Below are 17,604 nucleotides of genomic sequence, written 5' to 3'. Positions count from 1 at the left end.
TTAAGAGCAGTTCTCAGTTTGAGAAGATTTGCCTATAAAATGAAGTGATTAGTCTTTAAAATAGTCACGCCAAAATATTGACTTAAATCTTTAGGGGCCGTAGACCCTGTCTTTGTCTGCGGTTTCACCAGTTTTTCACAGGGACTCAGGGGTTATCTATGACAAATATGTCATTTATCAGTCGCCTTTTTCACTTTGGCTCGCCCCACTCAGGTGCCGCTACCGGCCTCTTCCTCGCGGCTAATCAGGCCTGGGTCTTTCGTCCCGCTAGTGATAATCAGGATACCCTTTGTCAGAGCTATCCCATTGAACAGGATGATTGGAATGCCCTGTTTGCTTCCATTTATGCCGACTTTGGCCCCTCCAAGCTGCAGTTAACTCTGGGCTTTGGCCGCTATCAACTCCTGAATGCCGACCGGCCCAGAGTGACTGAAGATGAGATGGCCCAGGCACTGGTGTGGGCTATCAAAGATATGGTCAGTATTCCACCGGCCGATATTCACCTGGATTACTTTGAATCGCCGATAAAAAGCAGTGACAAACTCAATGTGGTGGTTTGTTCCCGCAGTGGTTTATCGGCCTTGGCCCAAGAAATAGACCAGGCTGGCATGGAGCTGGCGGGGATCAGCATCGAAGAGTTATTGCCCACTAACCTCTTTAACCAAGACCCTTTGGCCAGATTGATGATAAGCCAAGTGCCGGGACAGGAGTTATTGCTCACAGTGGTGCGTGAAGGCGAGCTCTATATGCAGCGACATATCCGCGGATTCTCTGAACTGCATCAGACCGATGCTGAATCCTTGGGATTTGGTATTGCTGATACCTTGAGCCTGGAGATCCAACGTTCGATGGACTTTTTTGAAAGTCAGCTCAGGCAAGCACCGGTGGCCTCAATCGACCTCATGGTTCAGGGGCAAACCGATGCCTTGGCTCAGTTGATATCCCGTAACTTTAATCAACAAGTGCGTCCGGTCAATGGCATGGATGTTGGTATGAAAATGGCTGAACTCAGCTATCAGGAACTTAAGCGGGGAAGCAAATGAGCAAGACCCGGATTAACCTCTATTCCTCTTCACTCCTGCCCCCCAGATTAAGGTTGAGTTTCACCCGCCTGCTGGCTGTTGCAGGTGTGCTCTTGTTGTTGGGAGGAGTGCTTATCGGCCTGGGATGGTGGCAACAACAGTCTCTGGCCAAACAGTTGGTCGAGATCAATGCTCAGCGGCAGCTACTCGATGTTGAAAAGCAGCAGTTAGAGGCCCAACTGGCCAAGCGTCAGCCGAGTGCCGAGCTGGTCATTGAACTGGAACGTCGAACTCAGGAACGTGAGCTCAAGCGCATGCTGCTGACCGAACTTGGGCAGCGGGAGCGTATGACCTCCAAGGGGTTTGCACCTGTATTGCAGGAGTTGGCTCAAGTGTCTGATGGCAGTGTGTGGTTGAGTCGCATCAAGCTGGAAGACGATCTGTTGGAGTTTGAAGGTTTCGGCCAATATCCACAGAGCCTACCGCGCTGGATAGACAAGCTCAAACAAACTGAGAGCCTGAGAGGGCGCTCGTTTGCCTCCATGACTATGGCTCGTGAGCCTGGTCAGCCGCTGGGCTTTGTTCTGACCAGTAACGCTCCGGAGGTGAAAAAATGAGTTTCCTTCGGCGCCTAGGGCAGGCTTTTAATGGCCTGAGCCAAAGAGAGAGAGGCATGGTGGCAGGAGCCGCCCTGTTGTTGCTGTTATTACTACTATATCTGCCGCTGGAGTCTTTCTGGCTGGAGCGCCAGAGCAATTTGCAACGCCTGCATGCCGACCAGAGTAGCATCAAGCTCAGTCAGCAGCAGCTGGCGCTCTATCGCCAACGTCTGGCGGAAGACCCTGATACGCCGCTCAAGGCAAGTTTGGCGCAAGTGAATCGTGATATCGTTGCGCTGGATCAACAGCTGGACAGTCAGATGGTCGACATGGTGCCCGCCAACTATATGCCAGCCCTGCTCACCGCCTTGTTAGAGCGGGTTCAGGGTATACAGTTGACCGGCTTCAAGTCTATTGCACCAACGCCTTTGCTGGTGGTGGGTAAGGACGATGAGCAGCAGATGAATCTCTATAGTCATGGGATAGTGCTGGAGTTTGAGGGCGACTATTTTGCTGTGCTTAAGTTTATGCTGGCAGTGGAAAATATGCCGGATAAGCTTTATTGGAAACGCCTGGATTACCGGGTGTCTGAGTATCCCAAGGCCAGTGTGCAGCTCGAGTTATATACGCTCAGCATCAATGAGGACTTTATCAGTGTGGCATCTACTCGCTAAGGGCTTAATCTTATTGGCGCTGCTCTGTAGCCAGGAGCTCGTTGCCGCCAGTTTACGGGATCCCACCATGCCGGCACAGGGGGTGAGCCTTTCGACCAAGCAGCCGGGCGAGCAGAGCCTGGTGCTTAACAGCCTGCTCAAGGGGCCACAGGGCAAGCGGGCCGTGATCAATAATCAAATTTACCGCCAGGGAGACAGAGTTCAGGGAGTGGTATTAAGCCGTATCGATCAGGACAGCGTTTTGCTGGCCGACGGTCGCCGTCTCTATCTGTTTCAAGCGATTACCGAGCGCAAGGAAAAACATTAATGAAAACCAGACTCGCCTATATGCTGCCGTTGTTGGCTTTGGGCCTGGCGGCCTGTCAAACCACGGATAGGCCCAACCCAGCCGCTTCCAAAGAGGCGTTACGCGACTCTTTGGCACAGCAAAATGCCAAGGCGGTGGTGCCGCCTCCGGCCAGCCTGCCTCCCGGTGTGCAGCAGGAGTTGAATGCCAATAGTCTCCTGAGTGGACTGGCAACCCCCATGCAGACCGAGCGACGCTTCGATGTCTCGGCTAATGATGTCGATGCCAGGGTGTTTTTTCCGAGTCTGGTGGAAGGCACGCCCTTCAGCGTGGCCGTGCACCCACAAGTGAGCGGCAATATCTCTCTGTCGCTCAAGGGGGTGACCCTGAGTGAAGCCTTACAGGTAGTGCAGGACATTTACGGCTATGAAATCAGCCGTGAAGGACGAGTCTTGAGGGTTTATCCCGCTGGCCTTAGAACCGAGACTTTCCCGGTCAATTACCTTTATATGGAACGCATCGGCCTGTCGCTGACCTCGGTCAGCTCGGGTAGGATCTCTGACGACAATAACGGCAATAATAACAACCAGAACAACAGTCAGGGTAACGACAGTAACAGTAATTTCAGCAATAACACCAGTAACAACGGCAACAACCAGAACAGCAATAACACCAACGGTACCTTTATCAGTTCCCGCACCAAGACAGATTTCTGGGGCGAACTGCAACAGACCCTGGAATCGATTCTCGGCAGCCGCGGTGATGGTCGCTCAGTGGTGGTGACACCTCAGGCCGGCTTGGTAACCGTCAGAGCCTATCCGGACGAGTTGCGGCAAATTCGCAGTTTCCTTGCCACCGCTGAGAGCCATCTGCAGCGGCAGGTGATTCTGGAAGCCAAGATCCTCGAAGTCACCCTCTCCGATGGTTATCAGCAGGGGATCCAATGGCAGGATGTGCTTGGCAGCGCTTTGGCCGACGGTAATACTGATATCAAATTTGGCACCAGCGAGGGCTCGTTTGGCAATCAGATCACCGAAGCGATCGGAGGGGTAACCTCTTTATCACTCAAAGGCACAGATTTCGCCGCTATGATTACCCTGCTCGATACCCAAGGCGATGTCGATGTGCTCTCTAGTCCCAGAGTGACAGCGTCCAACAACCAGAAGGCGGTGATCAAAGTTGGCCGTGATGAATACTTTGTCACGGATGTCTCCTCCACCACTGTGGCCAGTACCACTCCGGTGACTTCGCCTGAGGTGGAGTTGACGCCTTTCTTTTCGGGGATCGCTCTGGACGTGACGCCTCAGATAGACAAAGACGGCAGTGTGCTGCTGCATGTGCACCCTTCAGTCACGGATGTGAAAGAGCAGAACAAGAGCATCAAGATCAGTGACTCGGCGTTGGATCTGCCCTTGGCCCAGAGTGAAATCCGTGAGTCCGATACTGTCATCAAGGCGCTGTCCGGCGATGTGGTAGTGATAGGCGGCCTGATGAAGAGCGAGAATACCGAAGTGGTATCCAAGGTGCCGCTGCTTGGCGATATTCCCTTTATCGGTGAAGCCTTTACCAATCGCAGCAAGTTAAAGCGCAAGACTGAGCTGGTGATTTTGCTCAAGCCGACTGTGGTGGTTGATGGCACCTGGCAAAAAGAGCTGCAACGCTCCCAGAGCTTGCTCGACCGCTGGTATCCACAGGAATAGCCGCCACTATGTATCTGCAGCATTTTGGCATGCAGAGCATGCCTTTTGCCCTGACCCCCAACACAGGATTTTTTCTGGGGTTGGCTCCCCATGTGGAGGCCTTGCAAGTATTGCAGGTGGCGCTGCAAACCGGTGAGGGTTTTATCAAGGTTACCGGCGAAGTGGGAACCGGCAAAACCTTGCTGTGCCGTAAATTGCTCAACGAGCTGCCGCAGCAGTTTTGTTGCGCCTGGTTGCCCAACCCTTATCTGACCCCGGCAGAACTCAGGCTGGCGATTGCCGAAGAATTGGGGATCGCCGTGAATGACGTGAAAGATCAGCAGCAACTCAGTGGCTTGATCCAACAACAATTGCTGGCGCTTAGCGCTCAGGGACTCAATATTGTTCTCTTACTCGATGAAGTTCAGGCCTTGCCGGATGAGAGCCTGGAAGCCTTGCGGCTGCTGACTAATTTGGAAACCGAGAGTCGCAAGCTGCTGCAGGTGGTGATCTTCGGCCAGCCCGAGCTGGATGCGCGCCTGGCACAGCAAGAGTTTCGCCAGTTACGCCAGAGGATCACCTTCAGCTATCGTTTGCGGCCGCTGACCCGGGACGAAGTCTACGCCTATCTGCGCCACAGGGTGGCGGTGGCCGGTTATCAGGGACCGGCGTTATTCAGCGCCGCAGACAGTAAGCGTATCGCCATCGCCGCCAGAGGGATCCCCAGATTGGTGAATATTTTGGCGCACAAGGCGCTGCTGCTCTGTTTCGGTGAAGGTAAACAGCAAGTGACATCTACGCATATCAAGGGCGCCATCAAGGATACCGAAGATGCTTCTCATCTTGGCAACTGGCGTTGGTTTTGGCCGACTCTGGCGTTGCTCCTTGCTTCAGTCGGCGCCTCGGTCGGGGTTTATGCCATGAAGGGAGCCGGACTATGAGCGTGGTCAATCAGATGCTCAAAGATCTGGATAAACGTCAGCAGCCGCACAACTTAGCTCATGTGCCGATAGGGCAGGCCAGTCAAGCGGCCAATCCCTGGTGGTTGCTGCTGGGTGGCACGCTGCTTGGCATCATTCTGTTGGCGCTGGGATTATGGCTGGGCGGTTATCTGGGAGATAACAATCCAAGCTCATCCCAAACTCAAAACCTAAGCGGTAGCCGAACCGAGCCATCGCAGACAGTGCCGTATGAGCCTGGTCCCTCTGGCCGTCATCGATTGCCGCAGGTGGTTGCCGGTATGAGCGACGACAACCGCGGCTTAAGTCCTGTGCCAGAGACGCACACCTCGGCGTTGCAACTGCCCAGCAAGAGCCTGGCGCCAAAGCTAACAAGTGAAGAGTCTAGCGAGCTTAATGCAGCATTGAACGCCCAGGGCCCAGACTCAGAAACGAATCACTCAAAAGCCGTTAGCTTAAACTCGAACCGTGCCGCCTCTGGGAAGCTTGATACCAAGGCCGTTAGTGATATTCCGGCCGCCAAGGCTGATGCAAGACTCGAGCAACAGCCCGAACAAGAGCCTGCTCATTCAATACAAGCCGAAAGCCTCGGTCACCATGAAGCATCAAGTCGGCCAGCCGATCTTGGGCGGCAAGAAAATACCCAGTTCCCTGGCGCGGAAGCCTCCAAGCCCAGTCAGGCGAAAATGAGCGTGACTCAGGTTTCTCTGACCCCGGCGGAGCTGTCGCAGAAAAAGTTACAACAGGGACTGCAGGCCAAGGAACTGGGCCAGACAGACAAGGCGATGTCGGCCTTCGCCGATGCATTGCGCTCGAATGATGCCAACCACAGCGCCCGTCAGGAGCTCGCGGCGCTGTTTTATGGCCGCGGCGAGCTGGACAAGGCGGCAGTATTGCTGCGTCAGGGCGCCGAGCGTTATCCGCAGCAACCTGTGTTTTGGTTACTGCTGGCCCGGGTGCAAAAGGCCCGCAGCGAGTTGCCTCTGGCGCTCGCCAGTCTGCAACAGATAGCCGATGGCAGCGAGCTTGGCCGGGAAAAATGGTTGCTGCAGGCCGAAATAGGCCAAAGCCTCAAGGATTGGCCCTTGGTACAGCAAAGTTATCTTAGCCTGATCCAGCAGGATGCCTCTCAGGGCCGCTGGTGGCTGGGGCTGGCTTATGCCCAGGATGCGAGTGGCGCTTATGATGCCGCGAAGGCCAGTTACCAGGAGGCACTCAAGCGCCAGGGCTTGTCCGCGGATGCCCGTGATTACATAGAAAACCGACTCGCCCAGATAGGAGGCCGCCAGTGAAACCCAAGTTGAAAATGCGCCTCGGTGATCTCCTGGTACAGGAGCAGATTATCAGCGAAGTGCAGCTGCAAAACGCGCTGTCGCAACAAAAGCAAACCGGCCGCAAGTTAGGGCGCACCCTGATAGACATGGACTTTATCAGCGAGGAGCAGCTGTTGCAGTTCCTCTCTCATCAGCTGAATATTCCCTTTATCGACATCAGCAAACGTCCCATTCCTACCGAGGTGGTCAACCTCTTGTCTGAAGTACAGGCACGGCGTTTTCGGGCGCTGGTGATTGAGGCCGATAACGATTCTGTGCTGGTGGCTATGAGCGATCCAGCCGATCTGCAGGCGTTGGATGAGCTGGATGCACTGTTGGCTCCAAGGCGCCTGAAACTGGCGGTAGTTAAAGAGCAACAGCTGTTTGATGCCTTTGATAACCTCTATCGCCGCACCGGCCACATCGCCCAGATGGCCGGTAAGTTGGAGGAGGAATACGCCGCCGATGATCAGTTCGATCTCGCCAGTCTGACCGAAGGCGACAGCGATAATGAGACCACAGTGGTTAAGTTGCTGCAGTCGATTTTCGAGGATGCGGTGCAGATCCGTGCCTCGGATATTCACATTGAGCCCGGCGACAAGTCGCTCAGGATCCGCCAGCGGGTAGATGGTCTGTTGCAGGAAAACGTGCTCAAAGAGGTCAATATCGCCGCGGCGCTGGTGCTCAGACTCAAGCTGATGGCCGGCTTGGATATCTCGGAAAAACGCTTGCCCCAAGATGGTCGTTTTCATATTGAAATCAAAGGTCATCAGATAGATGTGCGTATGTCTACCATGCCCATCTATCACGGCGAGTCTGTGGTGATGCGGCTGTTAGACCAATCGGCTGGCCTCTTGACCCTGAATGAAACCGGGATGCCGCCGCATATTCTCGAGCGGGTACGGCGGCAGATAAAACGCCCCCACGGCATGCTGTTGGTTACAGGTCCTACCGGCTCGGGCAAGACTACGACACTCTATGGCATTCTCAGTGAACTGAATAAGGCTGAGAGCAAGATCATTACCGTGGAAGATCCGGTGGAATACCAACTGCCGCGGATCAACCAGGTGCAGGTCAATCACAAGATAGGCCTGGATTTTTCCAATGTACTGCGCACTACCTTGCGCCAGGACCCCGACATCATAATGGTGGGGGAGATGCGGGATCAGGAAACCGTCGAAATCGGCTTGCGCGGCGCCCTGACAGGTCACTTCGTGCTCTCGACCCTGCACACCAATGATGCAATTACCAGTGCCCTGCGTTTGCTCGATATGGGGGCGGCCAGTTATTTGGTGGCCAGTGCCCTTAGAGTCATTATCGCCCAGCGCCTGGTGCGGCGGGTGTGTAAGAACTGCGCCACCGATTATCAGCCCACGCCGCAGGACAGAGTTTGGCTCCAGAGCATCAGCAAGCGCGACTTTTCCGATGCTAGGTTTAGAGTGGGCACTGGGTGTCAAAGCTGTTCCGGCACCGGCTATCGTGGCCGGATCGGGGTATTTGAACTCCTCGAGCTGGATGAAAACATGATAGAGGCGATGCGCCGCGGGAATCCCCATGAATTTGCCCGCGCCGCCTATGCCAGCGAACAGTTTACCCCTCTGGCTGAATCGGCTCTGGAGTACTTGCACTCGGGCCTGACGACCATAGAAGAGGTTGCCAAACTGGTGGAAGATGTTTCCGAATCTCAAGTGCCGTTGGCGGCCGAGATGATGGAACGGGATGAGGTCTGATTATGCCGCTCTATGCCTATCGGGGCCGAGACGCCCGCGGTGAACCGGTCAAGGGACAGCTGGATGCCGCCTCCGAGAGTGCGGCGGCCGATCTGTTGCTCGCCAGAGCCGTGATCCCGTTGGAACTCAATGAGGTCAAAGCGGGCCGGGATCTCAGCCTCAAGGGCCTACTCAAACGCAGAGTCAGCCTGGAAGAGCTGCAGATCTTCACCCGACAGATGTATTCCCTGACTCGCTCCGGCATTCCTATTCTGCGCGCCATTGCCGGGCTAGCGGAGACCACCCACTCCAAGCGGATGAAAGAAGCGCTGCAGGACGTCTCTGAGCAACTGACCGCCGGGCGGCCGCTGTCATCGGCGATGAACCATCACCCGGATGTGTTCGATTCGCTGTTTGTGGCCATGGTGCATGTGGGTGAGAACACCGGCAAGCTGGAAGATGCCTTCCTACAGCTGTCCGGTTATATCGAGAGAGAGCAGGAAACTCGTCGGCGGATCAAATCCGCCATGCGTTATCCCATGTTTGTTCTATTGGCAGTCGCACTGGCATTGGTGATCCTCAATATCATGGTGATCCCCAAGTTCGCCGAAATGTTTTCCCGCTTCGGTGCCGAATTACCCTGGGCGACCCGGTTGCTTATCGGTACTTCCAACTTGTTTGTCAATTATTGGCCCTTGATGTTGCTGGGGTTGGTCGCAACTGTGCTTGGACTGCGTTATTGGCACAAGACAGAGCAAGGGGAAAAGCAGTGGGATCGCTGGAAACTGCATATTCCGGCGGTGGGTTCCATCATAGAACGCTCGACCCTGGCCCGTTATTGCCGCAGCTTTGCCATGATGCTGAGTGCCGGGGTACCCATGACTCAGGCGCTCAGCTTGGTGGCCGATGCCGTGGATAACAGCTATATGCACGACAGAATCGTCAATATGCGCCGCGGAGTCGAAGCGGGGGAATCCATGCTGAGGGTTTCCAACCAGAGTCAACTGTTTACGCCATTGGTATTGCAGATGGTTGCCGTCGGCGAAGAAACCGGCCGCATAGATCAACTGCTCAACGATGCCGCCGATTTTTATGAGGGTGAGGTAGATTATGATCTCAAGAACCTCACCGCCAGGCTGGAGCCGATCCTGATCGGCATAGTGGCTATCGTGGTGCTGATCCTAGCTCTGGGCATCTATCTGCCGATGTGGGACATGCTGAATGTGGTCAAGGGTGGGCGTTGATGCCAAACCAACACCAGGCAGAGGAAGATCTGCTGCGAACCTTCGCCAAACTGGCCGCGTTGGTGATATTGTTGATCGTTCTGGCGGTGCTGGGCGTCCGTTATTTTTCCGCTGTGGATCAGGTATCGGCCAGAGGCTTACAGCTTGAACACCATAGGTTGCTGAATGTGTTGGCCATGGTGAGGTCCCAGTGGTTGAGTCTGGGGCGCCCGGAGCAGATGTTGCTCGATTGGCAAACCCAGGGGCAGTCACCACCATTAAGCCAATTGACCATGAATCAGGCCGGTTGGCCACAGGCGCCCAGTCGGGATGACAGTGGCTGCGCGGCCCTTTGGCAACAGCTTCTGGGGGGCGTACCGGATAAGGCCGTGATTCAGGCACAATTTATTCAACAGGATCAAAGTTGTCGCTATTTGAGTTCCTCAGGCGAAAGCTTGAACTATCAGTTGGAAAGCGGACGGGTCATTTTTTTGACGGTTAATACAGATTATTGACCGAGGCGGTATTTTCTCTCGATGGAACTGCTAAAATCCATGATAAATGGGTGGAGGAAACCTGGATGAAAAGACAGATACAAGGCTTCTCGTTAATCGAGTTGGTGATAGTGATAGTGATCTTGGGGCTATTGGCCGCGACCGCTATTCCACGTTTTTTAAATGTGACCGATGATGCCGAGGATGCCAGTCTCGAAGGCGTGACAGGTGGCCTGGCCACCGCGGTGAGTTTTGTTCGTTCTCAATGGGAGGTCGATGGTCGCCGCAATACTTCGGTTATCCTCGATGGTACGACTGTGTCTCTGGATACCCGTTTTGGTTATCCCACAGGAGTCAGTAATACTTCGGCTACCGCTATGGATGATGCCAGTTGCCAGCAAGTATTCAACACAGTATTGCAGAGTGCCCCTAAGAATGTGCTCTATACCGCAGATGCCAGGGATCAGCGTTATACCGTCAGAGTCTTGGAAGGCGCAGGTGCCAGCGCCACAGCCATTGATGGTACTGTGGTGACCGGATTGGATCTCTGTGTCTACCATCAAGTGGCGTCTCTGGCCTTGAACCAAAATTCAGGTGTGGCAACTCCCGCGCCGGATTTGACAACGCCTGGCGCCAAAGGGATTACCTATAACCCGGGAACTGGCCAGGTCTTGAGTTTCAACAACTGATTGAATTGTATTTTTTGAACCAAAGGAAAGCGCTATGCAAAGGCAACAAGGTTTCACCCTGATCGAGCTGGTTGTGGTGATCATTATTCTCGGTATCTTGGCGGTGGTAGCAGCGCCTAAGTTTATCAATCTGCAATCCGATGCCAGGGAGTCCACTCTCCAGGGAATGAAGGCGGCACTTCAGGGAGCCAACGCCATGGTGTACTCCAAGGCAGCCATTCAAGGCAAAGAGGGGACTGCGACAGCTTCAATCATCATTGATGATAAAGGTAATGCGGATGCCAGTGATGACATCAGCGCTAACGTTGCGTTTGGCTATATTCAACAGAATCAAGCAGATTTGACTGCAATTCTGGATATTGACGCTGCAGAGTGGGCCATTATTGGAGCGCCTTCAGTTACAACGACACTGAAAGGTGCGGCAATTATTCATCCAGCAGACCTGACACCTTCTGATACTGCTAAATGTTGGGTGGAATATCTCCAATCATCAGCAAAAGGTGCTTTGCCCAGCTACCATGTTGAAAAATCAGGCTGTTAATCCAGAGGAATAAAAATGAATAAACAACAAGGTTTTACGCTAATTGAATTAGTGGTGGTTATTATTATTTTGGGGATCTTGGCTGTCACTGCTGCGCCTAAATTTTTGAATCTACAGTCTGATGCCAGAGCTTCAACGATTAAAGGTTTGGAGGCTGCTATCAAAGGAGCTGATACTTTGGTTAACTCCAAATCCTTGATTGCTGGCAATGAAAAAGTTGCTTCGGGCACTTCGCCTGCTCCGAGTATAACTGTGGATGCAGGTAACTCTGTATTGTTGAACTATGGGCATGCACTTCCTCAATGGACGGGCTCTTTAGCCAATGCATTGGACATCAATGCTTCTGATAAAGGTACATCAAGCGAATGGCTTTATGTTGAAGATTCTAAAGCCAAAACGATTTACTTTTATCCCCAGGGAAGTAACAGCCCCAAGGCCGCGAATGAGCCTGGGACTTGCTATGTTGAATACATCAACAATCTTACCTCATATGGTCCAATTACTGTGAATGCAGTTACTACAGGCTGCTGATAGCCCGTAGCTGAAAAGGCCTGCCAAGCAGGCCTTTTTTACATCAGGATTCAAACTATTGGGCTTATTTGCCATACTTGAGCGGGTATAGCATTGGCGGGAAATCATATGGCTGCGACTAAGGGGACAGGCACCCGGGGATTTACTCTGGTGGAGTTGGTAGTGACTATCATGTTGCTGGCCATACTTGCCGTCGTGGTGCTGCCCAAATTGGTATCCTCCAGTAGTTACAGTGCCTGGACGCTGCGACAGGAGTTGATTGCCGAGCTGCAAAAGACCCAGATGTTAGCACTCTATAATCCCGACCGCTGTTATCGGCTCACTATCAGCAACAGCGCCTATCAACTCAGCCATTTGACCCAGGATTGCACGAGCGTCATCCGCAGTAATCGCGCCGAAAGCTTGCCGCGCAATACTCAAATACGGCTTCAGAGTAACGGCGCTAACAATTTTCAGATCCAGTTCGATGCTTTAGGCCGCACCAACCTTGCTTGCAATGGCGCCTGTCTCTCCGTGGTCGCCGATGACACCCTGACTATCGCCATAGAGTCCGAGGGCTATATCCATGAAGGCTAAAGCGCGGGGATTCACCCTGATAGAACTAGTGATCGGCATGTTGGTGCTCGGCATTGCCCTAGTGCTGTTGACCAGTGTGTTGTTTCCTCAAAGCGATCATGCGGCGCAGACTCTGCACCGAGTGCGCAGCGCCGAGTTGGCTCAGGCTGTGATCAATGAGATCTGGGGCAAGCGTTATGATGAGCGCAGCGGCGCCAACGGTGGTCTGCCCGCCTGTGACGGTGTGGGTGGCTTCCCCTGTACCCAGGAAACCCATTATGGACCGGATGGCGAGAGCCGGGAGCAGTTTGATGATATCGATGATTATCAAGGTCTTAACGAACAAAGTCTGATGCTTAACTCCAGCCAGAGTTACCAGAGCATTTATCCCGGTTATGGTCTCAGCGTTCGGGTATCCAGTTATCAGGCCAACAGTAAATTGGTGACAGTTACCGTCACCACTCCTGCAGGCGAGGCAATCCGTTACGATGTGCTGAGGAGTAATTTCTGATGCGCTTGGGGCAGGGAAAAGGATTAATACAGACCAAAGGTCTGGGCTCTACCAAGGGTTTTACCTTGGTGGAATTGGTCACTGTGATACTCATTCTGGGCATTCTGGTGGTCGGTGTCAGCAGCTTTATTATCTTTGGTACCCGTATCTTTGTGGATTCGACCGCTATCGACCGAGTGTTGGGCAGCAGCCGTTTCGTGATGGAACGTTTGAACCGTGAGCTGCGTAATGCCGTGCCTTCCAGCCTTAGGCTGCAGTCGAGCTCTCAGCTGCAGTGTTTGGAGTTTGTGCCTATCAGTGCCAGCGGCAGCTATCTGTCATTGCCTTTGGCACCGGATATCCAAGCAGACAATGCCACAGTATTTGCCCCGGCGACGGCGATTTCGGCCGGTGAACAATTGCTGGTTTATCCGCTGACCCATGCAGATATTTATGCCGCAGCCAGCAACAAGCGCCACACCATAGATGAGGTCACGGCCAATGGCTCACTGCTGAGGTTGCGGTTTGCCGCCGCGGTTAACTTCGCCGAAGCCTCACCGGCGAAGCGTTTCTATGTGGCCAAGCAACCCGTCAGCTACTGTTTTTCTCAGGCAGATGGCAGCATTCGCCGTTATAGCCACTATGGATATCGAACCAATCAGCCCTTGCCGGATAGTATGGGGCAAGGAGTTCTAATGGCCGAAGGCTTGAGTAACAATCTGGCCATCGACCCGGCGGTGCAGTTGCTGCCGGCGACTCTGGTCAATAATGCCATAGTGCAGTTGCAGCCGCAGTTTTCTGTGGTTGGTGAAAAATTTCAGTATCAACATCAGGTGCAGGTGATCAATGTTCCCTAGTCGAAATTATCACTATCATATGCAAAGACATCAGCGCGGCAGTGCCCTGGTGATAGCCATCTTTGTGATCCTGGTGATGTCATTGTTGGCCGCGACCTTATTGAGAGTGGGCGGCGATGCCGATGAGGGGGTTAATCTGGAGGTCTGGGGATTGAGGGCATTCAATGCGGCCAATAGTGGCGCCGATGCGGCCTTGGCCCGCCTGTTCCCATTGAGCGGCGGTACGGCAGGCTGCGCCGCAGTAGGCTCAAGCTGGGCGGTACCGGATGTGAGTGGATTTCACGGCTGCAATGTACAGCTCAGTTGCGAGACTTTGAGCCAGGATGCAAGCCCAGATAGCGCTAAACTTTACCGTATTCGCAGTCTGGCCGTGTGCGAGAGCGGCAGTTGCGGCGCGGCAGCGGTAGCAGACAGCCAATGTCTGAGGGTAAGTCGGGTTGTGGAGGTAGAAGCCCGTGAATAGTCGCATACTGCTGTTACTCGGGATCTTGCTTGGCGCTTGGCCTATGACGGCCTTTGCCGTGCCTCTTTGCAGTGATATTTTTACCGATCCGCCTAGTGGTAACCATCTAAATGACGGTTTTGTTCCGCCCCCCAATCTGCCTCCAACGCAGGGGGTGCTGCATTGTCCTTATAACGGCACGTTTTGTAGTCAGCCCCTGGCGGCCGGCGATATTAATTTTAGTCATGGCAGTTTTTTTCATGGCCGCTTTCTGTACCCAACCACGACCACGACCAGGCTCTATTTCGATAGTTTGACTCTGAATAATGCCACCCTGAACCCAGGAGGAAAGGCTGAGAACCTGATCATCTATGTGCGCGGTTCGTTGGATATTACCGGACAAAATACGGTGAATGCCATCATCTATGTGGCAGGCTCGGTCAAAGTAGCCGGTGGGGCTTCCATCAGCGGTGCCATGGCTTCAGGCGGGGCCTTGGACATCAAGGGCAACTCGGATGTAAATATCGACCTCGGTGCCGTCGAAGAGGCCGATTTCGGTGGCATGTGTAGTAATGAGCCAACGCCAGTTTTAGGTTGTTTCAGTGATGACTTCCGGGCGGCTTCGCTGTCGATGGATGACTGGGCTACCAAGGTGCTGGGGTATTCGGTGACGCCGCACATAGTCGATGGCCGTTTGCGTCTGACTCAGGCGCGGGGCAATCAGGCCACTTCCAGCACTTATCAGCGCTTGTTTCCGGCCGAAGGCAACCTGGTCACGGTAGAGTTCGATTATTACTCTTGGTCGCCCCAGAGTGGCACCGGCGGAGATGGGGTGGCGGTGATCCTCTCGGATGCGGCCGTGACGCCGCAGCCGGGCAGTTTCGGTGGCGCCTTGGGGTATGCCCAGCGTAATGATGGTACCCCGGGGTTTGCCGGTGGCTGGCTGGGGGTTGCTCTGGATGAGTACGGTAATTTTTCCAACCCGATCGAAGGGCGTGTGGGTGGGCCGGGTTTTCGGCGTCAATCTGTGTCCATTAGAGGTGCAGAGGCGGGCGCTTATCGTTATCTGAATGGCACCGGGGCTTACATCACCCCCAGGATAGATGTTCGAGGCACTCAGTATCCCGCCCCAGGGCACAGGTATAAGCTTACTCTCGACTCTCGTCGGGTGGGTACCACTATGGTGTCTGTCGAACGAGATATAGGAAACGGCTACCAAAAGTTGGTGGACTCATTCAACGTGCGCCGATTCTGGGGGCAAAGCCGGGTTCCGGAAGATTTTTACCTGTCATTTACCGGCTCTACCGGTGATGCCTACAACAACCATGAGATCGACAATTTCAAGGTTTGTGCCCTGGAGTCAAAACCCGTGGGCGAACAGGTGCATCATTTTGAGTTCGATTACAGCGCCTCACCTTTTACTTGCCGTGCCGAACCCATCACCTTGAGAGCCTGTAAAAATGCCAGTTGTTCGCAACTCTTTACCGGTACAGTCACGGCGAATTTGAGCCCGAATCCTGTCGGCAACGGGCGTTGGTTACCGGCAAGTTCGGTCACCTTCAACGGTGGCAGTACCCAAATTCAATTGCAGAAGTTTGATCTATGGCCGCTGACTCTGGGGGTTTCCTCCTCGACTCCGGCCACCCGCCCCGGTAGTGATACCCTTTGCCGCAGTGGCAATGGTCCCTTGAGTACGGCGGCCTGTCGCCTGAGTTTTGCTTCCAGTGGTTTCATCTTTGAGGTGGCTGATAAGCTGGCCAACAAGCCAGAGACGAGCGTGCTTGTGAAGGCAATGAAGTCTGATGGCACGGCTCAATGTGTGCCGGCCTTTGCCAATACCTACAAGACCCTGGCTTTCTGGAGTGACCCCCTATCGGCGGTTGTCGGTTCCCCCAAGGTGGCGTTGAAGCAGACGGGAGCCTGGCGTTGGCAGGAGATCGGCAATAATCAAACCATAGCCATGCCGTTGACCTTGGCCTTTGACAGCCAGGGGCAGAGCCGAATCGATGTTAACTATCCCGATGCTGGCCGGGTTGAGCTCAATGCCCTTTATCGTGGCAGTAGCAGAGGCGGGGATGCCGGATTGGTGATGCATGGCGCCGATGATTTTGTCAGCTTCCCGTTGGGGTTCTGTGTCGAGGCCGAGCAATACTGTCAGGCGGCTGATGCTTCCTGTGCGCCTTTTCGGCGAGCGCAGGAAAATTTCCCACTCAGCATCAGCGCCAAGGCTTGGTCTGAGTATGGTAATACCAATCTCTGCAATAACCCCACCACACCATCCTATCAGCAGGCAGGTCTCTCCTTATGGCATAAGCTGATTGCCCCGGCATCGGGTCAAGCGGGTGAACTGCAACTGCAGCAGTATGATCATCTGCGCCAGCAAACGCCTGAGAATAATCGGCTTGCTCAAGCGGTCAGTGAGGTTGGGGTGTTTGAGTTTGGGGTCACGGCGCCCTTGCCCTACGAGGGCAGTGTGGCCTTCCCTAGCTTGGTGGGCAGCAGATACTGGCAGGGACCGAGTGGCAAAACTGCAACGCCGGTCGGGCGCTTTGTGCCGGCCTTTTTCCGTGTCGATGACGCTAATTTGCTGCCGGCCTGTTATGGTTTCAGCTATATGGATCAGCCCTTTGATGTCCGTTATAGCGTCAGTGCTCTGTCGCTGGATAGGCAGTTAACCCGAAATTATTTCGGTGACTTTGCCAAGGCTTACAGCCGTTATCAGGCGGCAAATCAACTCGACGGAGTGGCCCTGGATAGTCGGGTTTTCGGTGGAGAGATATTCGCAGATAGCTGGAACCAAGGTCAGGCAGCGTTTCGCGGGCAACTCAAGTTTGCCCGCAAGGGGCCGTTGCAGGCTGATGGACCTTTCCCACTCTTGGATATAGGCCTGGAAGTGCGGGATCCGGACAAGATTGCCAAGTTGCTGGACAGCGATATGCAAAGTAACTTCATTGGTGATTGTGCCGTGGGGGGCAACTGCAGTGCCGTGCGTCTTGGTAGTCAGCAGATGCGCCATGGTCGCCTGGCGCTGGAAAATACCTTTGGCCCGGAAAATCAGACCTTGAATATGGCGGCGCGGACAGAGTATTGGGATGGCAGCGGCTGGCGCCTGAATGACCTGGATAACTGCAGTGTGTTCAATACGTCGCTTGAGTCTCAACTGGATTTGCCGGCACTGGGTTACCAGTTTGAACCCGGACTCAGCGCCGGTCAGTATGTGAGCCGGTTTAGTTATAGCGGTAATTATGTTCGCGCCGAGAGGGGCGAGTTTGAACTTCTGTGGCGGGCACTCGGCAGCTCGGCTTATCGCGGTAAGGTGACGGCTCCTCTCAAGGTGCCCGAATGGTTGCAATGGTACTGGAATTGGAATGGACTCAATGATGGCGCTCTTAGCGACCCCAGAGCCAGCGTCTTCTTTGGCCGCTATCGCGGCAATGACAGGATCATAAGCTGGCGTGAAGTTAACTGAAACCGATTGACAAGAGTGTGAAGCGAATCACTAAAGTGTCAACATGTAGATAATTTAACTTTGTCTTCAACT

Annotated in this window: 18 protein-coding genes; all 18 read left to right on the top strand. The window is 54.0% G+C overall.

Features of this window, described 5'->3' with window-relative positions; all coding sequences use genetic code 11:
• The first annotated feature begins 158 nt into the window (after positions 1–158).
• The 18 genes from K5621_RS17530 (at position 159) to K5621_RS17445 (ending at position 17,532) form a co-directional block, all read left to right on the top strand.
• Positions 159–1,043, top strand: coding sequence for a type IV pilus biogenesis protein PilM (locus K5621_RS17530; protein ID WP_245003107.1), 885 nt, complete (start codon positions 159–161; stop codon positions 1,041–1,043).
• Positions 1,040–1,639 carry a PilN domain-containing protein gene (locus K5621_RS17525; protein WP_100141868.1) on the top strand — a complete coding sequence of 200 codons (600 nt, stop codon included), beginning with the start codon at positions 1,040–1,042 and terminating at the stop codon, positions 1,637–1,639. The genes K5621_RS17530 and K5621_RS17525 overlap by 4 nt, the downstream gene beginning before the upstream one ends.
• Positions 1,636–2,295 carry a type II secretion system protein GspM gene (gene gspM / locus K5621_RS17520; protein WP_221049902.1) on the top strand — a complete coding sequence of 220 codons (660 nt, stop codon included), beginning with the start codon at positions 1,636–1,638 and terminating at the stop codon, positions 2,293–2,295. Before K5621_RS17525 ends, gspM begins: the two co-directional genes overlap by 4 nt.
• On the top strand, positions 2,276–2,602 hold the full coding sequence (locus K5621_RS17515) for a general secretion pathway protein GspB (protein ID WP_245003106.1): 327 nt from the start codon (positions 2,276–2,278) through the stop codon (positions 2,600–2,602). Before gspM ends, K5621_RS17515 begins: the two co-directional genes overlap by 20 nt.
• Positions 2,602–4,281 carry a pilus (MSHA type) biogenesis protein MshL gene (mshL, locus tag K5621_RS17510; RefSeq protein ID WP_221049901.1) on the top strand — a complete coding sequence of 560 codons (1,680 nt, stop codon included), beginning with the start codon at positions 2,602–2,604 and terminating at the stop codon, positions 4,279–4,281. Before K5621_RS17515 ends, mshL begins: the two co-directional genes overlap by 1 nt.
• A gap of 8 nt (positions 4,282–4,289) precedes the next feature.
• Positions 4,290–5,201 carry an ExeA family protein gene (locus K5621_RS17505; RefSeq protein WP_221049900.1) on the top strand — a complete coding sequence of 304 codons (912 nt, stop codon included), beginning with the start codon at positions 4,290–4,292 and terminating at the stop codon, positions 5,199–5,201.
• Entirely contained in the window at positions 5,198–6,511 is a 1,314-nt protein-coding gene (locus K5621_RS17500) for a tetratricopeptide repeat protein (protein ID WP_221049899.1), read from the top strand. Before K5621_RS17505 ends, K5621_RS17500 begins: the two co-directional genes overlap by 4 nt.
• Entirely contained in the window at positions 6,508–8,262 is a 1,755-nt protein-coding gene (locus tag K5621_RS17495) for a GspE/PulE family protein (RefSeq protein WP_100141873.1), read from the top strand. The genes K5621_RS17500 and K5621_RS17495 overlap by 4 nt, the downstream gene beginning before the upstream one ends.
• 2 nt (positions 8,263–8,264) lie before the next feature.
• Positions 8,265–9,485: a type II secretion system F family protein gene (locus tag K5621_RS17490; RefSeq protein WP_100141874.1), complete on the top strand. Its 1,221-nt coding sequence runs from the start codon at positions 8,265–8,267 to the stop codon at positions 9,483–9,485.
• Positions 9,485–9,979 (top strand): MSHA biogenesis protein MshF, encoded by a 495-nt coding sequence (locus tag K5621_RS17485; protein WP_221049898.1) that lies wholly within the window; start codon positions 9,485–9,487, stop codon positions 9,977–9,979. Before K5621_RS17490 ends, K5621_RS17485 begins: the two co-directional genes overlap by 1 nt.
• Before the next feature lie 65 nt (positions 9,980–10,044).
• Positions 10,045–10,647: a prepilin-type N-terminal cleavage/methylation domain-containing protein gene (locus K5621_RS17480; RefSeq protein ID WP_100141876.1), complete on the top strand. Its 603-nt coding sequence runs from the start codon at positions 10,045–10,047 to the stop codon at positions 10,645–10,647.
• A gap of 34 nt (positions 10,648–10,681) precedes the next feature.
• Positions 10,682–11,188 (top strand): prepilin-type N-terminal cleavage/methylation domain-containing protein, encoded by a 507-nt coding sequence (locus K5621_RS17475; protein WP_100141877.1) that lies wholly within the window; start codon positions 10,682–10,684, stop codon positions 11,186–11,188.
• A gap of 15 nt (positions 11,189–11,203) precedes the next feature.
• Positions 11,204–11,719, top strand: a complete 516-nt coding sequence (locus K5621_RS17470; RefSeq protein WP_221049897.1) for a type II secretion system protein — start codon at positions 11,204–11,206, stop codon at positions 11,717–11,719.
• 108 nt (positions 11,720–11,827) lie between these two features.
• Entirely contained in the window at positions 11,828–12,295 is a 468-nt protein-coding gene (locus tag K5621_RS17465; protein WP_221049896.1) for a pilus assembly FimT family protein, read from the top strand.
• A complete protein-coding gene (locus tag K5621_RS17460; RefSeq protein WP_100141880.1) occupies positions 12,285–12,785 on the top strand; it encodes a type II secretion system protein in 501 nt (166 codons plus the stop codon). Before K5621_RS17465 ends, K5621_RS17460 begins: the two co-directional genes overlap by 11 nt.
• Positions 12,785–13,621 (top strand): PilW family protein, encoded by an 837-nt coding sequence (locus K5621_RS17455; RefSeq protein WP_221049895.1) that lies wholly within the window; start codon positions 12,785–12,787, stop codon positions 13,619–13,621. Before K5621_RS17460 ends, K5621_RS17455 begins: the two co-directional genes overlap by 1 nt.
• Positions 13,611–14,084, top strand: a complete 474-nt coding sequence (locus K5621_RS17450; RefSeq protein ID WP_229672031.1) for an MSHA biogenesis protein MshP — start codon at positions 13,611–13,613, stop codon at positions 14,082–14,084. The genes K5621_RS17455 and K5621_RS17450 overlap by 11 nt, the downstream gene beginning before the upstream one ends.
• Positions 14,077–17,532 carry a DUF6701 domain-containing protein gene (locus tag K5621_RS17445; RefSeq protein WP_221049894.1) on the top strand — a complete coding sequence of 1,152 codons (3,456 nt, stop codon included), beginning with the start codon at positions 14,077–14,079 and terminating at the stop codon, positions 17,530–17,532. Before K5621_RS17450 ends, K5621_RS17445 begins: the two co-directional genes overlap by 8 nt.
• Positions 17,533–17,604 lie beyond the last annotated feature (72 nt).

The sequence above is a fragment of the Shewanella carassii genome (assembly GCF_019670705.1).
Taxonomy (GTDB): domain Bacteria; phylum Pseudomonadota; class Gammaproteobacteria; order Enterobacterales; family Shewanellaceae; genus Shewanella; species Shewanella carassii.
The sequence above is the reverse complement of the archived record's forward strand: the minus strand, read 5'-3'. Positions and strand labels throughout refer to the sequence as shown.